General features: G+C 62.6%; 23 protein-coding genes. 17 read left to right on the top strand and 6 right to left on the bottom strand.

The genetic code is table 11. From position 1 onward, the window contains the following. Positions 1-21: 21 nt before the first annotated feature. Positions 22-957, bottom strand: coding sequence for an NYN domain-containing protein (locus BLS08_RS03630; RefSeq protein ID WP_082469361.1), 936 nt, complete (start codon positions 955-957; stop codon positions 22-24). Between the two features lie 220 nt (positions 958-1,177). Here BLS08_RS03630 and hslV point away from each other — a divergent pair, with 220 nt between their 5' ends. The 7 genes from hslV to BLS08_RS03595 all read left to right on the top strand — a co-directional run bounded on the left by hslV (position 1,178) and on the right by BLS08_RS03595 (position 9,438). Further along, complete coding sequence (hslV, locus tag BLS08_RS03625) at positions 1,178-1,708, top strand: ATP-dependent protease subunit HslV (RefSeq protein WP_017678531.1); 531 nt, start codon at positions 1,178-1,180, stop codon at positions 1,706-1,708. A gap of 195 nt (positions 1,709-1,903) precedes the next feature. Then, positions 1,904-3,244: an HslU--HslV peptidase ATPase subunit gene (gene hslU, locus BLS08_RS03620; RefSeq protein ID WP_017678530.1), complete on the top strand. Its 1,341-nt coding sequence runs from the start codon at positions 1,904-1,906 to the stop codon at positions 3,242-3,244. Between the two features lie 161 nt (positions 3,245-3,405). Next, positions 3,406-3,777: a gamma-butyrobetaine hydroxylase family protein gene (locus BLS08_RS03615; RefSeq protein ID WP_055984373.1), complete on the top strand. Its 372-nt coding sequence runs from the start codon at positions 3,406-3,408 to the stop codon at positions 3,775-3,777. Positions 3,778-4,065: 288 nt separating this feature from the next. Beyond that, positions 4,066-5,745 carry a class II poly(R)-hydroxyalkanoic acid synthase gene (phaC, locus tag BLS08_RS03610; RefSeq protein WP_055984376.1) on the top strand — a complete coding sequence of 560 codons (1,680 nt, stop codon included), beginning with the start codon at positions 4,066-4,068 and terminating at the stop codon, positions 5,743-5,745. Positions 5,746-5,886: 141 nt separating this feature from the next. Next, complete coding sequence (gene phaZ, locus BLS08_RS03605; RefSeq protein ID WP_017678527.1) at positions 5,887-6,744, top strand: poly(3-hydroxyalkanoate) depolymerase; 858 nt, start codon at positions 5,887-5,889, stop codon at positions 6,742-6,744. A gap of 205 nt (positions 6,745-6,949) precedes the next feature. After that, positions 6,950-8,632 (top strand): class II poly(R)-hydroxyalkanoic acid synthase, encoded by a 1,683-nt coding sequence (gene phaC / locus BLS08_RS03600; RefSeq protein WP_017678526.1) that lies wholly within the window; start codon positions 6,950-6,952, stop codon positions 8,630-8,632. A 191-nt stretch (positions 8,633-8,823) separates the two neighbouring features. Next, positions 8,824-9,438: a TetR/AcrR family transcriptional regulator gene (locus BLS08_RS03595; protein WP_017678525.1), complete on the top strand. Its 615-nt coding sequence runs from the start codon at positions 8,824-8,826 to the stop codon at positions 9,436-9,438. 188 nt (positions 9,439-9,626) lie between these two features. Here BLS08_RS03595 and BLS08_RS03590 read toward each other — a convergent pair whose 3' ends face one another. The 3 genes from BLS08_RS03590 to BLS08_RS03580 all read right to left on the bottom strand — a co-directional run bounded on the left by BLS08_RS03590 (position 9,627) and on the right by BLS08_RS03580 (position 11,397). Further along, complete coding sequence (locus BLS08_RS03590; RefSeq protein ID WP_017678524.1) at positions 9,627-10,493, bottom strand: phasin family protein; 867 nt, start codon at positions 10,491-10,493, stop codon at positions 9,627-9,629. A 10-nt stretch (positions 10,494-10,503) separates the two neighbouring features. Further along, complete coding sequence (locus BLS08_RS03585; protein WP_017678523.1) at positions 10,504-10,950, bottom strand: phasin family protein; 447 nt, start codon at positions 10,948-10,950, stop codon at positions 10,504-10,506. Between the two features lie 171 nt (positions 10,951-11,121). Beyond that, positions 11,122-11,397, bottom strand: a complete 276-nt coding sequence (locus BLS08_RS03580; protein ID WP_017678522.1) for a polyhydroxyalkanoic acid system family protein — start codon at positions 11,395-11,397, stop codon at positions 11,122-11,124. 147 nt (positions 11,398-11,544) lie between these two features. Here BLS08_RS03580 and ubiE point away from each other — a divergent pair, with 147 nt between their 5' ends. The 9 genes from ubiE to BLS08_RS03535 all read left to right on the top strand — a co-directional run bounded on the left by ubiE (position 11,545) and on the right by BLS08_RS03535 (position 17,415). After that, on the top strand, positions 11,545-12,315 hold the full coding sequence (gene ubiE, locus BLS08_RS03575) for a bifunctional demethylmenaquinone methyltransferase/2-methoxy-6-polyprenyl-1,4-benzoquinol methylase UbiE (RefSeq protein WP_017678521.1): 771 nt from the start codon (positions 11,545-11,547) through the stop codon (positions 12,313-12,315). Next, the gene (locus BLS08_RS03570; protein ID WP_090336050.1) at positions 12,315-12,932 is read left to right on the top strand and encodes a ubiquinone biosynthesis accessory factor UbiJ; all 618 of its coding nucleotides are present in this window, start codon (positions 12,315-12,317) and stop codon (positions 12,930-12,932) included. Before ubiE ends, BLS08_RS03570 begins: the two co-directional genes overlap by 1 nt. Beyond that, on the top strand, positions 12,929-14,512 hold the full coding sequence (gene ubiB, locus BLS08_RS03565) for a ubiquinone biosynthesis regulatory protein kinase UbiB (protein ID WP_017678519.1): 1,584 nt from the start codon (positions 12,929-12,931) through the stop codon (positions 14,510-14,512). Before BLS08_RS03570 ends, ubiB begins: the two co-directional genes overlap by 4 nt. Before the next feature lie 73 nt (positions 14,513-14,585). Continuing rightward, complete coding sequence (gene hisI, locus BLS08_RS03560; protein ID WP_003458972.1) at positions 14,586-14,984, top strand: phosphoribosyl-AMP cyclohydrolase; 399 nt, start codon at positions 14,586-14,588, stop codon at positions 14,982-14,984. After that, entirely contained in the window at positions 14,977-15,312 is a 336-nt protein-coding gene (locus BLS08_RS03555; protein WP_003458971.1) for a phosphoribosyl-ATP diphosphatase, read from the top strand. The genes hisI and BLS08_RS03555 overlap by 8 nt, the downstream gene beginning before the upstream one ends. Before the next feature lie 23 nt (positions 15,313-15,335). Next, the gene (tatA, locus tag BLS08_RS03550) at positions 15,336-15,569 is read left to right on the top strand and encodes a twin-arginine translocase TatA/TatE family subunit (RefSeq protein ID WP_003458970.1); all 234 of its coding nucleotides are present in this window, start codon (positions 15,336-15,338) and stop codon (positions 15,567-15,569) included. A 3-nt stretch (positions 15,570-15,572) separates the two neighbouring features. Continuing rightward, entirely contained in the window at positions 15,573-15,917 is a 345-nt protein-coding gene (gene tatB / locus BLS08_RS03545) for a Sec-independent protein translocase protein TatB (protein ID WP_017678518.1), read from the top strand. After that, positions 15,914-16,708 (top strand): twin-arginine translocase subunit TatC, encoded by a 795-nt coding sequence (tatC, locus tag BLS08_RS03540; RefSeq protein ID WP_017678517.1) that lies wholly within the window; start codon positions 15,914-15,916, stop codon positions 16,706-16,708. Before tatB ends, tatC begins: the two co-directional genes overlap by 4 nt. Further along, positions 16,705-17,415 carry a 16S rRNA (uracil(1498)-N(3))-methyltransferase gene (locus tag BLS08_RS03535; RefSeq protein ID WP_017678516.1) on the top strand — a complete coding sequence of 237 codons (711 nt, stop codon included), beginning with the start codon at positions 16,705-16,707 and terminating at the stop codon, positions 17,413-17,415. Before tatC ends, BLS08_RS03535 begins: the two co-directional genes overlap by 4 nt. A 92-nt stretch (positions 17,416-17,507) precedes the next feature. Here the strand turns inward: BLS08_RS03535 and dtd are convergent, their stop codons facing one another. Then, a complete protein-coding gene (gene dtd, locus BLS08_RS03530; protein WP_017678515.1) occupies positions 17,508-17,945 on the bottom strand; it encodes a D-aminoacyl-tRNA deacylase in 438 nt (145 codons plus the stop codon). Further along, positions 17,942-18,913 carry a prolyl aminopeptidase gene (gene pip, locus BLS08_RS03525; RefSeq protein ID WP_017678514.1) on the bottom strand — a complete coding sequence of 324 codons (972 nt, stop codon included), beginning with the start codon at positions 18,911-18,913 and terminating at the stop codon, positions 17,942-17,944. The genes dtd and pip overlap by 4 nt, the downstream gene beginning before the upstream one ends. 78 nt (positions 18,914-18,991) lie before the next feature. Between pip and BLS08_RS03520 the strand changes: the two genes are divergently transcribed. Then, positions 18,992-19,429, top strand: a complete 438-nt coding sequence (locus BLS08_RS03520) for an LPS-assembly lipoprotein LptE (protein ID WP_017678513.1) — start codon at positions 18,992-18,994, stop codon at positions 19,427-19,429. Positions 19,430-19,459: the final 30 nt, after the last annotated feature.

Below are 19,459 nucleotides of genomic sequence, written 5' to 3'. Positions count from 1 at the left end.
TGCTCGCTCAACTTCCGTGCCTTAACGTTGCCTAGGCTGGCGGGATGGCATTTGTGCAGGGTCAGGCGGAATGGCGAAATCGCCGCAGCGACTGCACCACATCCCGCCCGCATGCTCTACGCATCCTGAGCGACCACAGCGTGGGCAGTTACTCTCACCAGCCCCACTGGGAAAGTCTGGAACAACTGAAAGGGATACAGTCCAATGTCCTCCCTGCTCCTGAACTGGCCTGAGCAGGTCGTAGGTTTTGAGCATATCCAACAGGCCTGTATGGCCGTAAGTCTGGGGCGAGAATGATGGATCGGTACGTTTCAGGTATTGCCCAAGCGCTCCCAGACTCACCTTTCCTTCACTGGTGTCGCTTGTAAGCAACGCCACAGCATCTACTACAAAACGTGGCCGGCGCTTGACTGGGGGTTTAACTGGCTCTGGCTTCGCTACCTCGACCTTCGCCCCCAGATCGACTTGACCGCCCCCCTTGTCAATGTCCTCACTCGGAATAACCTGCACTGGCACCGGACGTGCCCATTCGAAGAATTGGTCGCTGGCATTACGCAAGGCATCCGGCGTTTTTGCCTCACCAACAATACAAACGGTCGCACCACGCTCACGTAGCTTGCGGCACAAGTAAGCGAAGTCGGAGTCGGAAGTAACCAGGCAGAAAGTGTCAGCCCGCTGATCGAATAACGCCTCGAGAGCATCAAGAGCCAAGGCAATGTCTGCAGTATTTTTCCCAGCAGCATACTGATACTGCAAGCAGGGGGTGAATGCCTGATGCACCAAAGCATCCTGCCATCGATTACTCAGGGTCGTGTGATTACCATAACCCCGTCGCAAGACCACTCGCCCAAATTGCGCTACAACACGCAAGGCATGTTCCAGAATATCTGGCGAGACATTGTCGCAGTCCACCAGTACAGCCACACGCGCCTCATGCGCCCCCTGATATGCACTCATCCCTAGCGTTTCCCCTGTCAAATCGGATTACGCAAGATCTTAACGAACACGCACAACATCCGCCCAATGATCTTCAGCCAGCAGCTTCAGCAACCTGCTGTTACAGCAGCGTCAGGTCCGCTGATCGCCGTTTGATCCGCCGCCGGTTGAAAATCTGCGGCGGGCACCCCATCTGAGTTTCCATCAGGGCAAGTTCGCCCCGCAGCGTGGAGATTCACCCTTGACCACCATCGTTTCAGTGCGCCGCCACGGCAAGGTCGTGATGGCAGGCGACGGCCAGGTTTCCCTCGGCAACACCGTCATGAAGGGCAACGCCAAGAAGGTGCGCCGCCTCTACCACGGCCAGGTGCTGGCCGGTTTCGCCGGTGCCACCGCCGACGCCTTCACCCTGTTCGAACGCTTCGAAGGGCAACTGGAAAAACACCAGGGTCATCTGGTGCGAGCCGCCGTCGAGCTGGCCAAGGACTGGCGCACCGACCGCAGCCTGAGCCGCCTGGAAGCCATGCTGGCAGTGGCCAACAAGGACGCATCGCTGATCATCACCGGCAACGGCGACGTCGTCGAACCCGAGGAAGGCCTGATCGCCATGGGCTCCGGTGGCAACTTCGCCCAGGCCGCAGCCCGCGCCCTGCTGATGAAGACTGACCTGTCCGCCCTCGAGATAGCGCAGACTGCACTCGGCATCGCCGGCGACATCTGCGTGTTCACCAATCATCACCAGACCATCGAGGAACTGGACGCCCCCGAGTGAGGCCTATCTAAAAACTACCTGCGTTGTCATCGCCGCGTTGAAAACAGGCTCGGAATGCTCATTTACAACAGTAAAGTCGACCGCGACTCCGACCGTTCCTCGCCTGTTTCCGCCTTGCGCTGACTGCCTCGCCTACGTTTTTAGAGAGCCCCAAGCGTCCATTTTTTTCATAGATTCGATAGCGAGCCAAATTCCATGTCCATGACGCCCCGCGAGATCGTCCACGAACTCAACCGCCATATCATCGGCCAGGACGACGCCAAACGCGCCGTCGCCATCGCCCTGCGCAACCGCTGGCGGCGCATGCAGCTGCCGGCCGAACTGCGCCAGGAAGTCACGCCGAAGAATATCCTGATGATCGGCCCCACCGGCGTCGGCAAGACTGAGATCGCCCGTCGTCTGGCCAAGCTGGCCAATGCGCCGTTCCTGAAAGTGGAAGCCACCAAGTTCACCGAGGTCGGTTATGTCGGCCGCGATGTCGAATCGATCATCCGCGACCTGGCCGATGCAGCGGTGAAGATGCTCCGTGAGCAGGAAATCACCAAGGTCCGCCATCGCGCCGAAGATGCCGCCGAGGAGCGCATCCTCGATGCCCTGCTGCCACCCGCGCGCCAGGGTTTCGGCGACGAGCCGGTGCGCAGCGAGGATTCCAATACCCGTCAGCTGTTCCGTAAGCGCCTGCGCGAAGGTCAGTTGAACGACAAGGAAATCGACATCGAAGTGGCCGACTCGCCCATGGGCGTAGAGATCATGACCCCACCGGGCATGGAAGAAATGACCAACCAGCTGCAGAACCTGTTCTCCAGCATGGGCAAGGGCAAGAAGAAGAGCCGCAAGCTCAAGGTCGCCGACGCACTGAAACTGGTGCGCGACGAGGAGGCCGCGCGCCTGGTCAACGAGGAAGAACTCAAGGCCCGCGCCCTGGAAGCCGTCGAGCAGCACGGCATCGTTTTCATCGACGAGATCGACAAGGTCGCCAAGCGCGGCAATACCGGCGGCGCCGATGTGTCGCGTGAAGGCGTGCAGCGCGACCTGCTGCCGCTGATCGAGGGTTGCACGGTCAACACCAAGCTGGGCATGGTCAAGACCGACCATATCCTGTTCATCGCCAGCGGTGCCTTCCACCTGAGCAAGCCCAGCGATCTGGTGCCCGAACTGCAGGGCCGCCTGCCGATCCGCGTCGAGCTCAAGGCGCTGAGCCCGCAGGACTTCGAGCGCATTCTCAGCGAGCCGCATGCCTCGCTCACCGAGCAGTACAGCGCACTGCTGCAGACCGAGGGTTTGAACATCGAGTTCGCCGAAGACGGCATCAAGCGTCTGGCCGAGATCGCCTGGCAGGTCAACGAGAAGACCGAAAACATTGGCGCCCGTCGCCTGCACACCCTGCTCGAGCGCCTGCTGGAGGAGGTGTCCTTCAGTGCCGGCGATCTGGCAGGCCAGCAGAACGGCGAACCGATCCGTATCGACGCGGCTTACGTCAACGGTCACCTCGGCGAGCTGGCACAGGACGAAGACCTGTCGCGCTATATTCTGTAAACCCCGTAGCCCGATCTTGTAGCCGGTGGCCGGCGTCATTCTGTAGGAGCGGCTGGGCGGCATTCCGCTTCAGCCGCGAAATTCGCGGATAAATCCGCTCCTACAGGACGGTGCAATCACTCAACGGGGCGTTGTGCCTAAAAAGATCACGGAAATCAGCCATGCCCATCCCCAGCGCGATCAAACTGCACAAGGCCTCGAAAACCCTGGAACTGCGCTACGGCGAGCAGAGCTATTCGCTCAGCGCCGAGTTCCTCCGGGTGCACTCGCCGTCGGCCGAGGTGCAGGGGCATGGTAAGCCGATTCTGCAGACCGGCAAGCTCAACGTCGGCCTGGAGCGCATCGAACCGGCCGGCAACTATGCACTGAAACTGTGCTTCGACGACGGCCATGACAGCGGTCTGTACACTTGGGAATACCTCTACGAACTGGCCACCCGGCAGGATCAACTCTGGGCCGAATACCTGACGCAGCTCAGTGCTGCAGGCCAATCCCGCGACCCCAACGAAAGTGTCGTGCGCCTGATACTCTGAACCGCACGCACACCTCGTCGCAGAGCGCTCGCCTTCCTATCCCGACTCATTACCCGGTAGTTAGAACGATTTTTCTAAACTATCGCGGCATACTCTCGCCCCATCGATCAGCTTGCCTAACGGCAAAAACTCGGGTAACCAAGGAACTGGCAGGTTCCCTGCATTTGGCCCAGCCAGATGCAATGCATGACGCGGACCCGATCCGCACCCGGCAACCCGAGCAGTACCTGGCCCCTGTTTCGCCGCGAGCGCAGCCGGTACGTGACTCAGGACAATGGAGCGTCGCAGATGAGTGATAAGAATAACGAAGACTTGAAACGCCAGGCCTCGGAAAACACCCTGGGACTCAACCCGGTGATTGGCATCCGCGGCAAGGATCTCCTGACCTCTGCCCGCATGGTGCTCTCCCAGGCACTCAAGCAACCCTTCCACAGCGCCAAGCACGTCGCCCATTTCGGCCTCGAACTGAAGAACGTCATGCTCGGCCAGTCCGCACTCAAGCCCGAAGACGGCGACCGCCGCTTCGCCGACCCAGCCTGGAGCCAGAACCCGCTGTATCGCCGCTACCTGCAAACCTACCTGGCCTGGCGCAAGGAGCTGCATGACTGGATCGAGCACAGCTCGCTGTCCGAGCAGGACGCCAGCCGCGGCCACTTCGTGATCAACCTGATGACCGAAGCCATGGCGCCGTCCAACAGCATGGCCAACCCGGCAGCGGTCAAACGCTTCTTCGAAACCGGCGGCAAGAGCCTGCTCGACGGCCTCTCGCACCTGGCCAAGGACATGGTGCACAACGGCGGCATGCCCAGCCAGGTGAACATGGAAGCCTTCGAGGTAGGCAAGAACCTGGCCACCACCGATGGCGCCGTGGTGTTTCGCAACGACGTGCTGGAGCTGATCCAGTACAAGCCGATCACCGAGAGCGTGCACGAGCGCCCACTGCTGGTGGTGCCGCCGCAGATCAACAAGTTCTACGTCTTCGACCTGTCGCCGGAAAAGAGCCTGGCGCGCTTCCTGTTGCGCAGCCAGGTGCAGACCTTCGTGGTCAGCTGGCGCAACCCGACCAAGGCGCAGCGCGAGTGGGGCCTGTCCACCTACATTGAGGCGCTCAAGGAAGCCATCGACGTCATCTGCGCCATCACCGGCAGCAAGGACGTCAACATGCTCGGCGCCTGCTCCGGCGGCCTGACCACCGCGTCCCTGCTCGGTCACTACGCAGCGCTTGGCCAGCAGAAGGTCAACGCCCTGACCCTGCTGGTCAGTGTCCTCGACACCCAGCTCGACACTCAGGTGGCGCTGTTCGCCGACGAGAAGACCCTGGAAGCCGCCAAGCGTCGCTCCTACCAGGCCGGCGTGCTGGAAGGCAGCGATATGGCCAAGGTGTTCGCCTGGATGCGCCCCAACGACCTGATCTGGAACTACTGGGTCAACAACTACCTGCTCGGCAATGAGCCGCCGGTGTTCGACATCCTCTACTGGAACAACGACACCACGCGCCTGCCGGCCGCGCTGCATGGCGAGTTCATCGAGATGTTCCGGACCAACCCACTGACCCGCCCGGGCGCGCTGGAAGTCTGCGGCACACCGATCGACCTGAAGCAGGTCACCTGTGATTTCTTCGTCGTCGCTGGCACCACCGACCACATCACCCCCTGGGATTCCTGCTACAAGTCGGCGCACCTGTTCGGCGGCAAATGCGAGTTCGTGCTGTCCAACAGCGGCCATATCCAAAGCATTCTCAACCCGCCGGGCAACCCCAAGGCGCGCTACATGACCAATAGCGCGATGCCGCTGGACCCGAAAGCCTGGCAGGAAAGCTCGACCAAGCACGCCGACTCCTGGTGGCTACATTGGCAGACGTGGCTGAGCGAACGCTCGGGCGAAACCAAGAATGCTCCACGGGCGCTGGGCAACAAGAAATTCCCGGCTGGCGAAGCCGCACCAGGCACCTATGTGCACGAACGCTGATTTTCAGTCTCAACCGCAGTGGCACCGGGAAGTGCCGCACGCCACGACGGTCTGACCGGCGTGGAACCAGGTAACCCCTGGTAACCCTGGAGGCGGCCCGGACGGCCCTCTCCAGCGCTCAACTCCACAGGGGCTGCGCCTATGCCGCAACCATTCGTATTCCGCACCATAGATCTCGATGGGCAGACCATCCGCACCGCGGTGCGGCCGGGCAACAGCCAGTTGGTGCCGCTGCTGATCTTCAACGGCATCGGCGCCAACCTGGAACTGGTGATGCCCTTCGTCGCCGCCCTGGACCCGGAGCTGGAAATCATCGCCTTCGACGTCCCCGGTGTCGGCGGTTCCTCCACGCCGGCCACGCCATACCGCTTCCCTGGTCTGGCCAAGCTGGCAGCGCGCATGCTCGATTACCTCGACTACGGTCAGGTCAATGCCATCGGCGTGTCCTGGGGCGGTGCCCTGGCGCAGCAGTTCGCCCATGACTATCCCGAGCGCTGCAAGAAGCTGATCCTCGCCGCCACCTCGGCCGGTGCAGTGATGGTGCCGGGCAAGCCCAAGGTGCTCTGGCGCATGGCCAGCCCGCGGCGTTATGTGCAACCGTCCTACGGTGTACGCATCGCCCCGGACATCTATGGCGGAGCCTTCCGTCGCGACCCCAAGCTGGCCATGGCGCATGCGAGCAAGGTGCGCTCGGGCGGCAAGATGGGCTACTACTGGCAGCTGTTCGCCGGCCTCGGCTGGACCAGCATCCACTGGCTGCACAAGATCCGCCAACCGACCCTGGTGATGGCCGGCGACGACGACCCGCTGATTCCGCTGATCAACATGCGCCTGCTGGCCTGGCGCATTCCCAACGCCGAACTGCACGTGATCGACGACGGCCACCTGTTCCTGGTGACCCGCGCCGAAGCGGTGGCGCCGATCATCATGAAGTTTCTCGAAGAGGAGCGGCACCGTGCGGTGATGCACCCGCAGCCCACACCCGTACGCCAGCACTGATCGCACCAGCTTGGTGCGCATTGTTCTGCGTGCTCGACAAAGGGGCCGCTCAAGGCTTCTTGTTTTTTCGACGCGGCGCTCTGGAATGCACTTCCCGCGCGCCTGGTACAGGGCTTGCTGCACACCCTGCACAAGTACAAGGTGCGTGTCAGGCAGTCCGCGCCATGCAAAGTCTCTAGACGGTTTGACGACGGAGTGTTGCCCCATGCGAGACAAGTCGAACCCGGCTTCACTGCCGGCACCTGCCAGTTTCATGAACGCCCAGAGCGCGGTGGTGGGCGTGCGCGGTCGCGATCTGTTGTCCACCATGCGCCTGCTGGCCGCCCAGGGCCTGAAGAACCCGCTGCGCAGTGGACGTCATCTGCTGGCCTTCGGCAGCCAGCTTGGCCGGGTGCTGCTCGGCGATACCCTGCACAAGGTCAATCCGCAGGATGCGCGCTTCGCTGATCCGACCTGGCACCTCAATCCCTTCTACCGACGCAGCCTGCAGGCCTATCTGGCGTGGCAGAAACAACTGGCTGCGTGGATCGACGACAGCGACCTGTCGGCTGATGACCGCGCCCGCGCGCGCTTTCTCGCATCGCTGATGAGCGACGCCCTGTCGCCCTCCAACAGCCCGCTCAACCCGCAGGCACTCAAGGAGCTGTTCAACACCGGAGGCAGCAGTGCCTTCAAGGGTTTGCGCCATCTGTTCGACGACCTGCTGAACAACGACGGCCTGCCCAGCCAGGTCAGCAAACACGCCTTCGAAGTCGGCCGCAACCTGGCCTGCACCCCCGGCGCGGTGGTGTTTCGCAACGAGCTGCTGGAGCTGATCCAGTACAAACCGATGAGCGAAAAGCAGTACCTGCGCCCGCTACTGATCGTGCCGCCGCAGATCAACAAGTACTACATATTCGACCTGTCCAACGACAAGAGCTTCGTCCAGTACGCGCTGAAGAACGGCCTGCAGACCTTCATGATCAGCTGGCGCAACCCCGACCCGCGCCATCGCGAATGGGGCCTGTCGAGCTATGTGCAGGCCGTCGAGGAGGCCGTCGATGCCTGCCGTGCCATTACCGGCAGCAAGGACGTCAACCTGCTCGGTGCCTGCGCCGGCGGCCTGACCATCGCCGCCCTGCAAGGGCACCTGCAGGCACGCCGCCAACTGCGCAAGGTTGCCAGTGCCACTTACATGGTCAGCCTGCTCGATAGTCAGATCGACAGCCCGGCGATGCTCTTTGCCGACGAGGAAACCCTTGAGTCGGCCAAGCGCCGCTCCTACCAGCAAGGCGTGCTGGACGGTCGCGACATGGCCAGGGTATTCGCCTGGATGCGCCCCAACGACCTGATCTGGAACTACTGGGTCAACAACTACCTGCTCGGCAGGCAGCCGCCAGCCTTCGACATCCTCTACTGGAACAACGACAACACGCGCCTGCCCGCTGCACTGCATGGCGACCTGATCGATTTCTTCAAACACAACCCGCTTAGCCGCGCGGGTGCGTTGGAGGTCTGCGGTACGCCGGTGGATCTGGCCAAGGTCAACGTCGATAGCTTCAGCGTGGCCGGCATCAACGACCACATCACGCCCTGGGATGCGGTCTATCGCTCGACCCTGCTGCTTGGCGGCAACCGCCGCTTCATCCTGTCCAACAGCGGGCATATCCAGAGCATTCTCAACCCGCCAGGCAACCCCAAGGCCAACTACTACGAGAACACCAAGCTCACCTCCGACCCACGTGCCTGGTATCACGACGCCACGCACCAGCAAGGCAGTTGGTGGCCACAGTGGCTGGAATGGATGCAGGCGCGCTCCGGCGCGCAACGCGAAACCCTGATGGCGCTGGGCAACCAGAACCATCCACCGATGGAGGCAGCGCCCGGCACCTACGTGCATATCCGCTGAAGCGGCATGCCAAGTGCAAACAAAGCCCAGGCGGCATGCTCGCCCCTCATCCGGCGCTTCGCATCACCTTCTCCCTTGGGAAGAATGGCATTAGCGGTGCCGCCACACGACTTTCACGGCAAAGGGATGGCCGGCTGCACGCCGGCCGGTTATCGTCAGTCCTTCGCGCCTAATTGAACAAGAAGCCAAGGATGAAAACCCGCGAGCGCATTCTGCAAACCGCCCTGCAGCTGTTCAACGAGCAGGGCGAGCCCAACGTTTCCACACTGGAGATCGCCAACGAGCTGGACATCAGCCCGGGCAATCTCTACTACCACTTCCATGGCAAGGAGCCGCTGATACTGGAGCTGTTCGAACGCTTCCAGAGCGAGATGGCGCCTTTGCTCGACCCGCCAGCCGAAGCCCAGCTGGACGTCGAGGACTACTGGCTGTTCCTGCACCTGATCGTCGAGCGCCTGTCGCAGTACCGCTTCCTCTTCCAGGATCTGTCCAACCTGGCCGGGCGCCTGCCAAAACTGGCGCGCGGCATTCGTCACTGGCTGAACGCGCTGAAACGCACGCTGGCCTCGCTGCTTGCCCGCCTGATGGCCGACGGCCAACTGAACAGCGGCACCCAGGCGCTCGGCCAACTGGTCGAGCAGATCACCCTGACCCTGCTGTTCTCCCTCGACTATCAGCGCATCCTCAACCAGGAAGGTGAAGTGCGTCTGGTGGTGTACCAGATCATGATGCTGGTGGCGCCGCACCTGAACCAGCCCTCACGCAGCACCGTCGAGCACTTGGCGCAGCGCTACCTGGAAGCCTGATGCGCAGCCGTGCGCACGCCAATGACACGCTGGGAATGTAGGGCGGGTGCAACCCGCCAGAGCGCAAATGGCGGGTTACACCCGCCCTACAAAGCCGAGACGCATCCACGGTTGATGCGCATGGCCCGCCCTGCGAGCAGAAACGCAAACGCCCGGCACTAGGCCGGGCGCTTGTGATCCCGAGAAACTCAGGACGGGGTGGCTGGAGTTGCCGGGGTGGCAGCCGGAGCCGGTGCAGCGGCCGGCGTTGCGGCGGCGGCCGGAGCCGGTGCCGGTGCAGCCGGTTTCGGCGCAGCTGCCTTGGGCGCTGCCGGTTTCTTCGCAGCCGGCTTCTTCGCTGCAGCAGGCTTGGCTGCTGGCTTGGCTGCCGGCTTGGCGGCGGCCGCTGGCTTGGCAGCGGGTTTCGCTGCGGCCTTGGCTGCCGGTTTCGCCGCAGGTTTAGCTGCCGGCTTGGCGGCTGCAGGTTTCGCGGCAGCCGGTTTGGCTGCTGGCTTGGCTGCAGCTTTGGCAGCAGGCTTGGCGGCCGGCTTCGCAGCAGGTTTGGCAGCTGCTTTCGCAGCCGGCTTGGCGGCAACCTTCGCGGCAGGTTTGGGCGCAGCTTTGGCAGCAGGCTTGGCGACCGACTTGGCCGATACGCCAGTGATTTTCTCCAGCTGCTTGGTCAGGCTGTCGACCTTGTCATTCAATGCCTTGACCTCGTTGCGGCTGGGCACGCCCAGACGCGAAATGGCATTGTTCAGACGCTTGTCGAAGGCCTCTTCCAGCTCACCCCATTTGCCGATTGCCCTGTCCTTGACCTCATCGACCTTGGACTTGGCGGAACCGACCTTGGAACCGACGCCGGCTTTCACCGCGCCAACCTGTTTGTCGACTTCGCTCTTGGCCTGCTTTTCAGCCTTCTCGCCGTCCTTGACCAGCGTGTCGAACAGCTTGGTGCCGTCCTTGCTGACCTTGGAATAAGCGCCCAAGCCTGCCAACCAGATCTGACGCGAGTATTTCTCGACCTCGCCGATCCAGGAGCTGGTCTGTTTCTCGGTTTTCTTCTTAACAGCCATCCTGATCTCCTTATTTGGTACGCGCGACATGCTCGAGCAACGCGCTCAGCTCATCCAGCTTAGCAGAGAGTGCTTCAACATCCTGCTTGGACGGAATGCCGATACGGTTCAGAGCGGAAGCCACACGAGTATCGAAAGCCTTCTCGATCTTGTCGAGCTGAACTTCGACCTTGCCTTTAACACTGGTGACATTGCTGTTGACCGACTGCTTGACCGATTCGATCTGGCTGTTGGCGGCTTCTACCTGCTCGTCGACCAGCTTCTTGCCTTTGCTTTCGACGCCTTCACCGGCCTTGACCAGCTCCTTGAAGTATTCAGCCCCCTCGACACCCGCCTTGGCGTAAGCGCCCAGGCCAGCGAGGTAGATCTTGCGGGCATAGCCCTTCACGTCGTCGAACAGACCGGCTTTGTCTTCGACCACGGCTTCTACTTTTTTCTTCACGGCAACTTTCGACATGGTGCACCTCACGCGCTTTGACAGTTAGCGGAAACGCCCACGGAATGCAGGCTTGGGTACACCCTAAGGAGAAAAATTAGAAATCGCATACTAGGAACAGGCGACAGCATGCATGTTCCATGCGACCCAGTGGCGGCGGGCACAGCGCACCCTACTGGCTTGCCGCTGCTCTCAGGCCAGCGATTTGTCCAGCACCTGCTCGATCTCGCGCTGGATCATGCCGCCCATGGGCGACAGCAACAGCCCGAGCTTGAGCTCCACACGCACAGTGTCTTCACCCACCGCGATGCTGCCGTCGGCACCGCTGCGCTTGAACTCCAGGGTGTCGCCGTTCCAGCGATAGCGCACGTCGTACTCGCTGGCCAGGCGCTCGGCCAGGCGTTCGGCCTTCTCGCGGGCGGCCTCGCGACCGAGGGAATGGGATCGTTCGACACGAATACGGGACATGGCAACTCCTTGAACTGGCGGCGTGCCGCACGGCTGCGGCATGAGGTCACATCACTCTACCAGCCCATCGGGCGAGCGGGCACCCAGGCAAGACAAAGGCGCCAGGCGCCTTTAGAATGGTGCGGTTTTCTACCCGGTGAGAGCGACATGAGCGATCCACGCAAGGCCCAGGAGCAGGAACCCACCACCCACTTCGGTTTCCAGGATGTGCCGGAAAGCCAGAAGGCGGAGAAAGTGGCCGAAGTCTTTCACTCGGTGGCGGCCAAGTACGACCTGATGAACGACGTGCTGTCCGGTGGCCTGCATCGCCTGTGGAAGCGCTTCACCATCGAACTGTCCGGCGTGCGCACCGGCAACCGCGTACTGGACATCGCTGGCGGCACCGGAGACCTGACCCGCAAGTTCTCCAGCATCGTTGGTCCGACCGGGCAAGTGGTGCTGGCCGACATCAACGACTCGATGCTCAAGGTCGGTCGTGACCGCCTGCTCGACAAGGGCGTGGCCGGCAACGTGCAGTTCGTCCAGGCCGATGCCGAGAAGCTGCCGTTCCCCGACAACCATTTCGACGTGGTCACCATCGCCTTCGGCCTGCGCAACGTCACCCACAAGGAAGACGCCCTGCGCTCGATGCTGCGCGTGTTAAAACCCGGCGGTCGCCTGCTGGTTCTGGAGTTCTCCAAGCCTGGCAACCCGCTGCTGGCCAAGGTCTATGACACCTACTCGTTCAGCTTCATGCCGCTGGCCGGCAAGTTGATCACCAACGACTCGGAAAGCTATCGCTACCTGGCCGAGTCGATCCGCATGCACCCGGATCAGGAAACCCTCAAGGCGATGATGGTCGACGCCGGCTTCGAGCGCGTCACCTACCACAACATGACTGGCGGCATCGTCGCCCTGCATCGCGGCATCAAGCCTTAATGCTCATCACGGGCTTGCTGGCGGGCGTCGAGGCGGGCCTCAACCGCGCCCTGCGCCTCGATGACACGGCCTTGCCGCGTCTGCAGGCACTGAGTGGCAAGGTCATCGCCGTACAGTGCCAGAGCCCGGCACTGGAGCTGTTCATTCTGCCCAGTGGTGATGGTCTGCAACTCGCCGCACAGTGGCATGCACCCGCCGACTGCACGCTCACCGCACCTGCCGCCAGCCTGCTGCGCCTGGCCCTGAGCCGCGAGAAAACTGCCGTGCTGCATCGCCCTGAGGTATCGCTCGATGGCGACAGCGCGGTGCTGCTGCAACTGGCCGGCATCCTGCAGGATCTGGAGCTGGACTGGGAATACGAAATCTCGCGCTGGCTCGGCCCGGTGGCCACTACCCTGCTCGCCGGTCACCTGCGCAGCCGGGTCAATCTCGCCAGCCACGGCGCCACCAGCCTCAAGCAGAATCTGGCCGACTACCTGGCCGAAGAATCACGCACCCTGGTGGGCCAGCGCGAAGCCGATGCGCGTTTCGCCGAGCTGGATCAACTCAAACTCGCCCTCGACCGCCTGGAAGCACGCATCGAGCGCCTCACTTCTGCCAATAAGTCCGACGCATGAAGCTGCTTGCCGTTCGCCGCCTGTTGCGCATCCAGCGCGTAGTCATCCGCTATCAACTGGACGAGATGCTCTTCGAGCTACCGCTGCCATTCTGGCTGCGCGCGCTATCCTGCCTGCTGCCCTGGCGCTGGCTGCCGCGCAAGACGCTGGCGCTGTCGCGCGGCGCACGTCTGCGTCTGGCGCTGGAAGACCTGGGGCCGATCTTCATCAAGTTCGGCCAACTGCTGTCCACCCGCCGCGACCTGCTGCCGCCGGATATCGCCGATGAGCTGGCGCGCCTGCAGGATCAGGTACCGCCCTTCCCGGAAGAGCAAGCCATCGCCCTGATCGAAGCCCAGCTTGGCGCCCCGGTGAGCGAGCTGTTCGCCCGCTTCGACAGCCAGCCCCTGGCCTCGGCCTCGGTGGCTCAGGTGCATGCCGCGCAGCTGAAAAGCGGCGAGCAGGTGGTGGTCAAGGTGGTGCGCCCGGGCCTCAAACCGGTGATTCGCCAGGACCTGGCCTGGCTGTTCCTGATCGCCCGTATCGCCGAGAAAGCCTCGGCCGATGCCCGCCGCCTGCGCCCGGTAGAAGTAGTCAGCGACTACGAAAAAACCATCTTTGATGAACTCGACCTGCTGCGCGAAGCAGCCAACGCCAGCCAGCTGCGGCGCAACTTCGACGGCTCGCCTCTGCTCTACGTACCGCAGGTGTACTGGGACCTGTGCCGCCACCAGGTGCTGGTAATGGAGCGCATCTACGGCATCCCGGTGACCGACCTGGCGACCCTGGCCGACCAGCGCACCGACATGAAACTTTTGGCCGAGCGCGGCGTGGAGATCTTCTTCACCCAGGTGTTCCGCGACAGCTTCTTCCACGCCGACATGCACCCCGGCAACATCTTCGTCAGCACCCGCACGCCGTGGAGCCCGCAGTACATCGCCATCGACTGCGGCATCATCGGCAGCCTCACCGACGAAGACCAGGACTACCTGGCGCGCAACCTGATCGCCTTCTTCAAGCGCGACTACCGCAAGGTCGCGCAGTTGCACATCGACTCGGGCTGGGTACCGGCCGACACCAAGGTCAACGAGTTCGAGGCGGCGATTCGCACCGTGTGCGAGCCGATCTTCGAGAAGCCGCTGAAGGACATCTCCTTCGGCCAGTTGCTGCTGCGCCTGTTCCAGACCGCCCGGCGCTTCAACATGGAAGTGCAGCCGCAACTGGTGCTGCTGCAGAAGACCCTGCTCAACATCGAAGGCCTCGGCCGTCAGCTCTATCCGGATCTGGATCTGTGGAGCACCGCGCAGCCCTTCCTCGAACGCTGGATGCGCGAGCGCATCAGCCCGCTGCATCTGCTGCGCAACCTGCAGCAACAAGCCGAGCAGGTGCCTCACCTGTCACAGATCGCCCGCGACACCCTGGAACGTCTGCAGCAGCCGGTACAGGTCCAGACCAGTGCACCACGCGACCACTGGACACTGCGCCTGCTTGGTGCGGCACTGATCGGCGCCGGCACCATGCAAGGCCTGGCACCACTGCTGGCCACCTGGCCAGCCTGGCTGATGGTCGGCGGCGGGCTCTATCTGGTGCTGCGCCGATAGCCAGTTGGCTGCGGCACTGGCACACTTGGGGAATTCACGGGCCGAGGCCCGGCGTAACAGATACGGAATACCGATGAACGATTGGCTCGACGAAATCCACTGGAACGAAGATGGCCTGGTGCCGGCCATCGCCCAGGACTACCAGAGTGGCCGCATCCTGATGATGGCCTGGATGAACCGCGAATCCCTGGCCCTCACCGCCAGCGAACAACGCGCCATCTACTGGTCGCGCTCACGTGGCAAGTTGTGGCGCAAGGGCGAGGAATCCGGCCATGTGCAGAAACTGCACGAACTGCGCCTGGACTGCGACGCCGATGTCATCGTGCTGATGGTCGAACAACTGGGCGGCATCGCTTGCCACACCGGTCGCGAAAGCTGCTTCTATCGGGTATACGAGAATGGCGGCTGGAAAACCGTCGACGCGGTGCTGAAAGATCCGCACGCCATCTATGCAGGACACAGCCATGAGTGACACCCTGAGCCGCCTGGCCGAGGTGCTGGAGTCGCGCAAGGGCGCAGCGGCCGACAGCTCCTACGTCGCCAGCCTGTATCACAAGGGTCTGAACAAGATTCTGGAAAAGGTCGGCGAGGAATCGGTGGAAACCATCCTCGCCGCCAAGGACGCCGCCGCCAGCGGTGACTGCAAGGACCTGATCTACGAAACCGCCGATCTGTGGTTCCATAGCCTGGTCATGCTCGCCGCCCTCGGCCAGCATCCCCAGGCTGTGCTGGATGAACTGGATCGCCGTTTCGGCCTCTCCGGCCACGCGGAAAAAGCCGCGCGACCGCAATCCGAATAAACCTTCATTACGGAGTACATATCATGGGCTTTGGCGGTATCAGCATCTGGCAACTCCTGATCATCCTGCTCATCGTGGTCATGCTGTTCGGCACCAAGCGCCTGAAAGGCCTTGGCTCGGATCTGGGCGACGCGATCAAGGGTTTCCGCAAATCGATGGATAGCGGCGAAGCTGAAAAGCCAGCCGTGGAAGAGCCCAAGGGCCAGACCATCGACGCCCAGGCACGCAAGGTCGAAGAGCCAGCGAAGAAAGACTAAGCCATGTTCGACATCGGTTTTACCGAGCTGCTGCTGGTCGGTCTGGTGGCCCTGGTGGTGCTCGGCCCCGAGCGCCTGCCAGGCGCCGTGCGTACGGCCAGCCTGTGGATCGGCCGGATCAAGCGCAGCTTCAACTCGATCAAGGCCGAGGTGGAGCGCGAGATCGGCGCCGACGAGATTCGCCGTCAGTTGCATAACGAGCGGATTCTCGAACTCGAGCGGGAAATGCAGGCGATGAAGCAGGACATTCTCGGCACCGGCAAAAGCGACAATCCGCCAGCGGAGAACAGCGCCAAATCGACTGCCGACACGGCCCCGAGCGTTCAGGACAAGAATCCCCAGCCATGAGCAATAATCCACAAGCCGACCAGGAAATGCCTCTGGTCTCGCACCTGGCCGAGCTGCGTACTCGTCTGTTGCGCTGTGTAGTGATCATCCTGCTGATCTTCGCCGGCCTGTTCTACTTCGCTCAGGATATCTACGCCCTGGTCGCTGCACCGTTACGCGCCTATCTGCCAGAAGGCGCGACGATGATCGCCACAGGGGTCGCCTCGCCGTTCCTGACGCCATTCAAGCTGACCCTGATGTGTGCGTTGTTTCTAGGCATGCCGGTGATCCTGCACCAGATCTGGGGTTTCATCGCGCCGGGGCTATACACCCATGAGCGACGCATCGCGGTGCCGCTGCTGATTTCCAGTATCTTCCTGTTCTATGCCGGCATGGCCTTCGCCTACTTCGTGGTGTTCCCGATCATGTTCGGCTTCTTCGCCAGCGTGACCCCGGAAGGCGTGGCGATGATGACCGACATCGGCCAGTACCTGGATTTCGTCCTGACGCTGTTCTTCGCCTTTGGCGTGGCCTTCGAGATCCCTATCGCTACCTTCCTGGTTATCTGGGTAGGCCTGGTCGACGTAGCGACTTTGCGCAAGAGCCGCCCCTACGTCATTGTCGGCTGCTTCGTGGTCGGTATGGTGCTGACGCCGCCGGACGTGTTCTCGCAGACCCTGTTGGCCGTGCCGATGTGGCTACTGTTCGAAGCCGGTGTACTGGCTGGCGCGCTGGTCAAGCGCAAGCGCGACCAGGAACAGGCCGAAGAAGAAGCCAAGCCCGAAGACCAGCCACCCGCGCCGCTGCCGTGAACCTGCTGCTGCTGGAGGACGCCGACTTCGTCGGTGGCGAGCGGGTACGCCTCAGTGGCAGGCGCCTGAAACATCTACATGAAGTGCATCGCGCCGAGACCGGTGATCGCCTGCGCGTCGGTCATCTTGGCGGCCTGATGGGCGAAGGCCGACTGATCGCCCTGGATGCCGAGCATGCCGAACTGCATGTCAGTCTCGACCAGCCGCCACCGGCCAAGCTACCGCTGACCCTGATCCTCGCCCTGCCCCGCCCGAAGATGCTCAAGCGCGTGCTGCAGACGGTCAGCGCCATGGGCGTGGCGCGCCTGGTATTGGTCAACAGCTACCGGGTGGAGAAGAGTTTCTGGCAGACACCGTTTCTCGAGGCCGAGGCCATTCGCGAACAGCTGATCCTCGGCCTGGAGCAGGCGCGCGACACGGTGCTACCCGAAGTAAGCATCGAGAAGCGCTTCAAACCCTTCGTCGAGGATCGCCTACCGGCCCTGGCGGCCGGCACACTTGGCCTGACCGGCCACCCCGGTGATTACCCGGCCTGCCCGCGCGCCGTCGAGCAACCGGTGACCCTGGCCATCGGCCCGGAGGGCGGCTGGATTCCCTACGAAGTCGAGCTGCTGCGCGAAGCAGCAGGCCTGCAACCGGTGCAGCTGGGCGAGCGCATTCTGCGGGTGGAGACGGCCGTGCCGGCGTTGCTGGCCAGATTGTTCTAAACGCGAACGAGCAACCTGTAGGAGCGAGCTCTGCTCGCCAAGCGTTCGAGTCGCCAGCATTCGCGAGCAGAGCTCGCTCCCACAAACTACCGCTATACCTCAAGCAGAAAGGTCACCGGCCCATCGTTGACCAGGTGCACCTGCATATTGGCGCCGAAGCGTCCGGTGGCGACCTGCGGATGCTGGGCTCTGGCCATTTCCACCAGAGCATCGAACAGCGCAGCCCCCTGCGCGGGTGGCGCAGCGCTGGAGAAACTGGGGCGCATGCCGCTTTTGGTGTCGGCTGCCAGGGTGAACTGCGAGACCAACAACAGCCCGCCTTGCACGTCCGTCAGCGAGCGATTCATCTTGCCCGCCTCGTCGCTGAACATGCGGTAGTTCAGCAGCTTGTGCAGCGCGCGGGACAGACTGGCCTGATCGTCCTGCGGCTCGATGCCGACCAGCGCCAGCAGGCCCTGATCGATGCTGCCCACCACCTCGCCTTCGACCTCCACCCGTGCACCGCTGACGCGCTGGATCAGCAGCTTCATGCATCCTCCGGCGGCAGGTCGAGCAGGCGCCGGGCCATCTGTTCGGCAGCGCGGATCAGCGCATCGGTGATACCGGGTTCCGCCGCCGAGTGGCCGGCGTCACGGATGATCTGCAGCTCGCTGTTGGGCCAGGCCTGGTGCAGCGCCCAGGCGTTGTCCAGCGGGCAGATGGCGTCGTAGCGACCGTGCACGATGATGCCCGGCAGATGGGCGATCTTCGGCATGTCACGGAGCAGTTGGTTAGGCTCGAGGAAGGCGTCGTTGACGAAGTAGTGGCACTCGATACGGGCGATGGACAGTGCCCGATGCGCCTCGCTGAAGCGCTCGACCACCTGGGTGTTGGGACGCAGGGTGGCAGTACGCCCCTCCCAGGTCGACCAGGCCTTGGCCGCATGCATCTGGGCGATCTGGTCGGTACCCGTCAGGCGCTTGTAGAAGGCCTGCATCAGGTCGCCGCGCTCCTCGACCGGGATGGGCGCCACGTAATCCTCCCAGTAATCGGGGAACAGGCGGCTGGCGCCTTCCTGATAGAACCAGCTGAACTCCTGCGGCCGACACAGGAAGATGCCGCGCAGGATCAGTCCATGCACGCGCTGCGGATGCGCCTGTGCATAGGCCAACGCCAGGGTCGAGCCCCAGGAGCCACCGAACAGCACGAACTTGTCGATACCCAGATGCTCGCGAATACGCTCGATATCGGCGATCAGCGCCTGGGTGGTGTTGTTCTCCAGACTCGCGTGCGGCGTCGAACGGCCACAGCCGCGCTGGTCGAAGGTGACGATGCGATACAGGGCGGGATCGAAGTAACGGCGGCTGGCAGAATCGCAGCCGGCACCGGGGCCGCCATGAATGAACAGTACCGGCAACCCATCCGCAGAGCCGCTCTCGTCGATGTACAGCACGTGCGGTTGCTCGACCGCCAGTTCATGGCGAGCGTAGGGTTTGATCTCCGGGTACAAAGTCTGCATGGTTGGCTCCTGTTGGCTGGGCTACAACTGCCGTGTTCCACTCTGCCCGGCATCATAACCATGAAAAGGAAGTTCAGCATGTCGATGCGTCATCTGGCTTGGTCGCTGTTTATGTCCTTCACCCTCCTGCTCGCCGGCTGCGGCGGCGGTGACGACCCGCAGGCCGCTCTGGAGGCGGCCGTTCAGCAGTTGCAGGACAACATCGAGGCCAAGAGCACCGGTGCAGTGCTGGAGCAGTTGCATGGCGACTTCCTCGCCCGCCAGGAGCTGGACCGCGAATGGGCCAAGCGCACCATGACCCTGCTGTTCCTGCGCCACAAGAACATCAAGGTCATCGCACTGGGCAAGAACAGCTGGATCGACGCTGCGATCAGCAGCAAGGGCTATACCGAAGCTCAGGTAGGCCTGAGTGGCGCCGAGGGGTTGATCCCCGACAGCGCGCGGCACTATTCAGTGAAGCTGGAATGGTGGCTCGACGGCAGCGAATGGAAGCTGGCGCGCCTGGATTGGGAGTGAAAGCGTAGCCCGGATCAATCCGGGAAATCC

The sequence above is a fragment of the Ectopseudomonas chengduensis genome (genome assembly GCF_900102635.1).
GTDB lineage: Bacteria > Pseudomonadota > Gammaproteobacteria > Pseudomonadales > Pseudomonadaceae > Aquipseudomonas > Aquipseudomonas chengduensis.
Note: the sequence above shows the minus strand (reverse complement) of the source record. Positions and strands in the feature narration are given on the sequence as shown.

What these genes read in the sequence shown, in the direction of transcription:
- BLS08_RS03630 (WP_082469361.1), bottom strand. Translation starts at nt 957, where the DNA reads ATGAGTGCATATCAGGGGGCGCATGAGGCGCGTGTGGCTGTACTGGTG.
- dtd (WP_017678515.1), bottom strand. Translation starts at nt 17,945, where the DNA reads ATGAAGCTGCTGATCCAGCGCGTCAGCGGTGCACGGGTGGAGGTCGAA.
- phaZ (WP_017678527.1), top strand. Translation starts at nt 5,887, where the DNA reads ATGCCGCAACCATTCGTATTCCGCACCATAGATCTCGATGGGCAGACC.
- BLS08_RS03555 (WP_003458971.1), top strand. Translation starts at nt 14,977, where the DNA reads ATGAGTGACACCCTGAGCCGCCTGGCCGAGGTGCTGGAGTCGCGCAAG.
- BLS08_RS03580 (WP_017678522.1), bottom strand. Translation starts at nt 11,397, where the DNA reads ATGTCCCGTATTCGTGTCGAACGATCCCATTCCCTCGGTCGCGAGGCC.
- BLS08_RS03570 (WP_090336050.1), top strand. Translation starts at nt 12,315, where the DNA reads ATGCTCATCACGGGCTTGCTGGCGGGCGTCGAGGCGGGCCTCAACCGC.
- BLS08_RS03590 (WP_017678524.1), bottom strand. Translation starts at nt 10,493, where the DNA reads ATGGCTGTTAAGAAGAAAACCGAGAAACAGACCAGCTCCTGGATCGGC.
- phaC (WP_017678526.1), top strand. Translation starts at nt 6,950, where the DNA reads ATGCGAGACAAGTCGAACCCGGCTTCACTGCCGGCACCTGCCAGTTTC.
- tatB (WP_017678518.1), top strand. Translation starts at nt 15,573, where the DNA reads ATGTTCGACATCGGTTTTACCGAGCTGCTGCTGGTCGGTCTGGTGGCC.
- ubiE (WP_017678521.1), top strand. Translation starts at nt 11,545, where the DNA reads ATGAGCGATCCACGCAAGGCCCAGGAGCAGGAACCCACCACCCACTTC.
- BLS08_RS03585 (WP_017678523.1), bottom strand. Translation starts at nt 10,950, where the DNA reads ATGTCGAAAGTTGCCGTGAAGAAAAAAGTAGAAGCCGTGGTCGAAGAC.
- hslU (WP_017678530.1), top strand. Translation starts at nt 1,904, where the DNA reads ATGTCCATGACGCCCCGCGAGATCGTCCACGAACTCAACCGCCATATC.
- BLS08_RS03595 (WP_017678525.1), top strand. Translation starts at nt 8,824, where the DNA reads ATGAAAACCCGCGAGCGCATTCTGCAAACCGCCCTGCAGCTGTTCAAC.
- ubiB (WP_017678519.1), top strand. Translation starts at nt 12,929, where the DNA reads ATGAAGCTGCTTGCCGTTCGCCGCCTGTTGCGCATCCAGCGCGTAGTC.
- tatA (WP_003458970.1), top strand. Translation starts at nt 15,336, where the DNA reads ATGGGCTTTGGCGGTATCAGCATCTGGCAACTCCTGATCATCCTGCTC.
- tatC (WP_017678517.1), top strand. Translation starts at nt 15,914, where the DNA reads ATGAGCAATAATCCACAAGCCGACCAGGAAATGCCTCTGGTCTCGCAC.
- BLS08_RS03615 (WP_055984373.1), top strand. Translation starts at nt 3,406, where the DNA reads ATGCCCATCCCCAGCGCGATCAAACTGCACAAGGCCTCGAAAACCCTG.
- hisI (WP_003458972.1), top strand. Translation starts at nt 14,586, where the DNA reads ATGAACGATTGGCTCGACGAAATCCACTGGAACGAAGATGGCCTGGTG.
- phaC (WP_055984376.1), top strand. Translation starts at nt 4,066, where the DNA reads ATGAGTGATAAGAATAACGAAGACTTGAAACGCCAGGCCTCGGAAAAC.
- BLS08_RS03520 (WP_017678513.1), top strand. Translation starts at nt 18,992, where the DNA reads ATGTCGATGCGTCATCTGGCTTGGTCGCTGTTTATGTCCTTCACCCTC.
- pip (WP_017678514.1), bottom strand. Translation starts at nt 18,913, where the DNA reads ATGCAGACTTTGTACCCGGAGATCAAACCCTACGCTCGCCATGAACTG.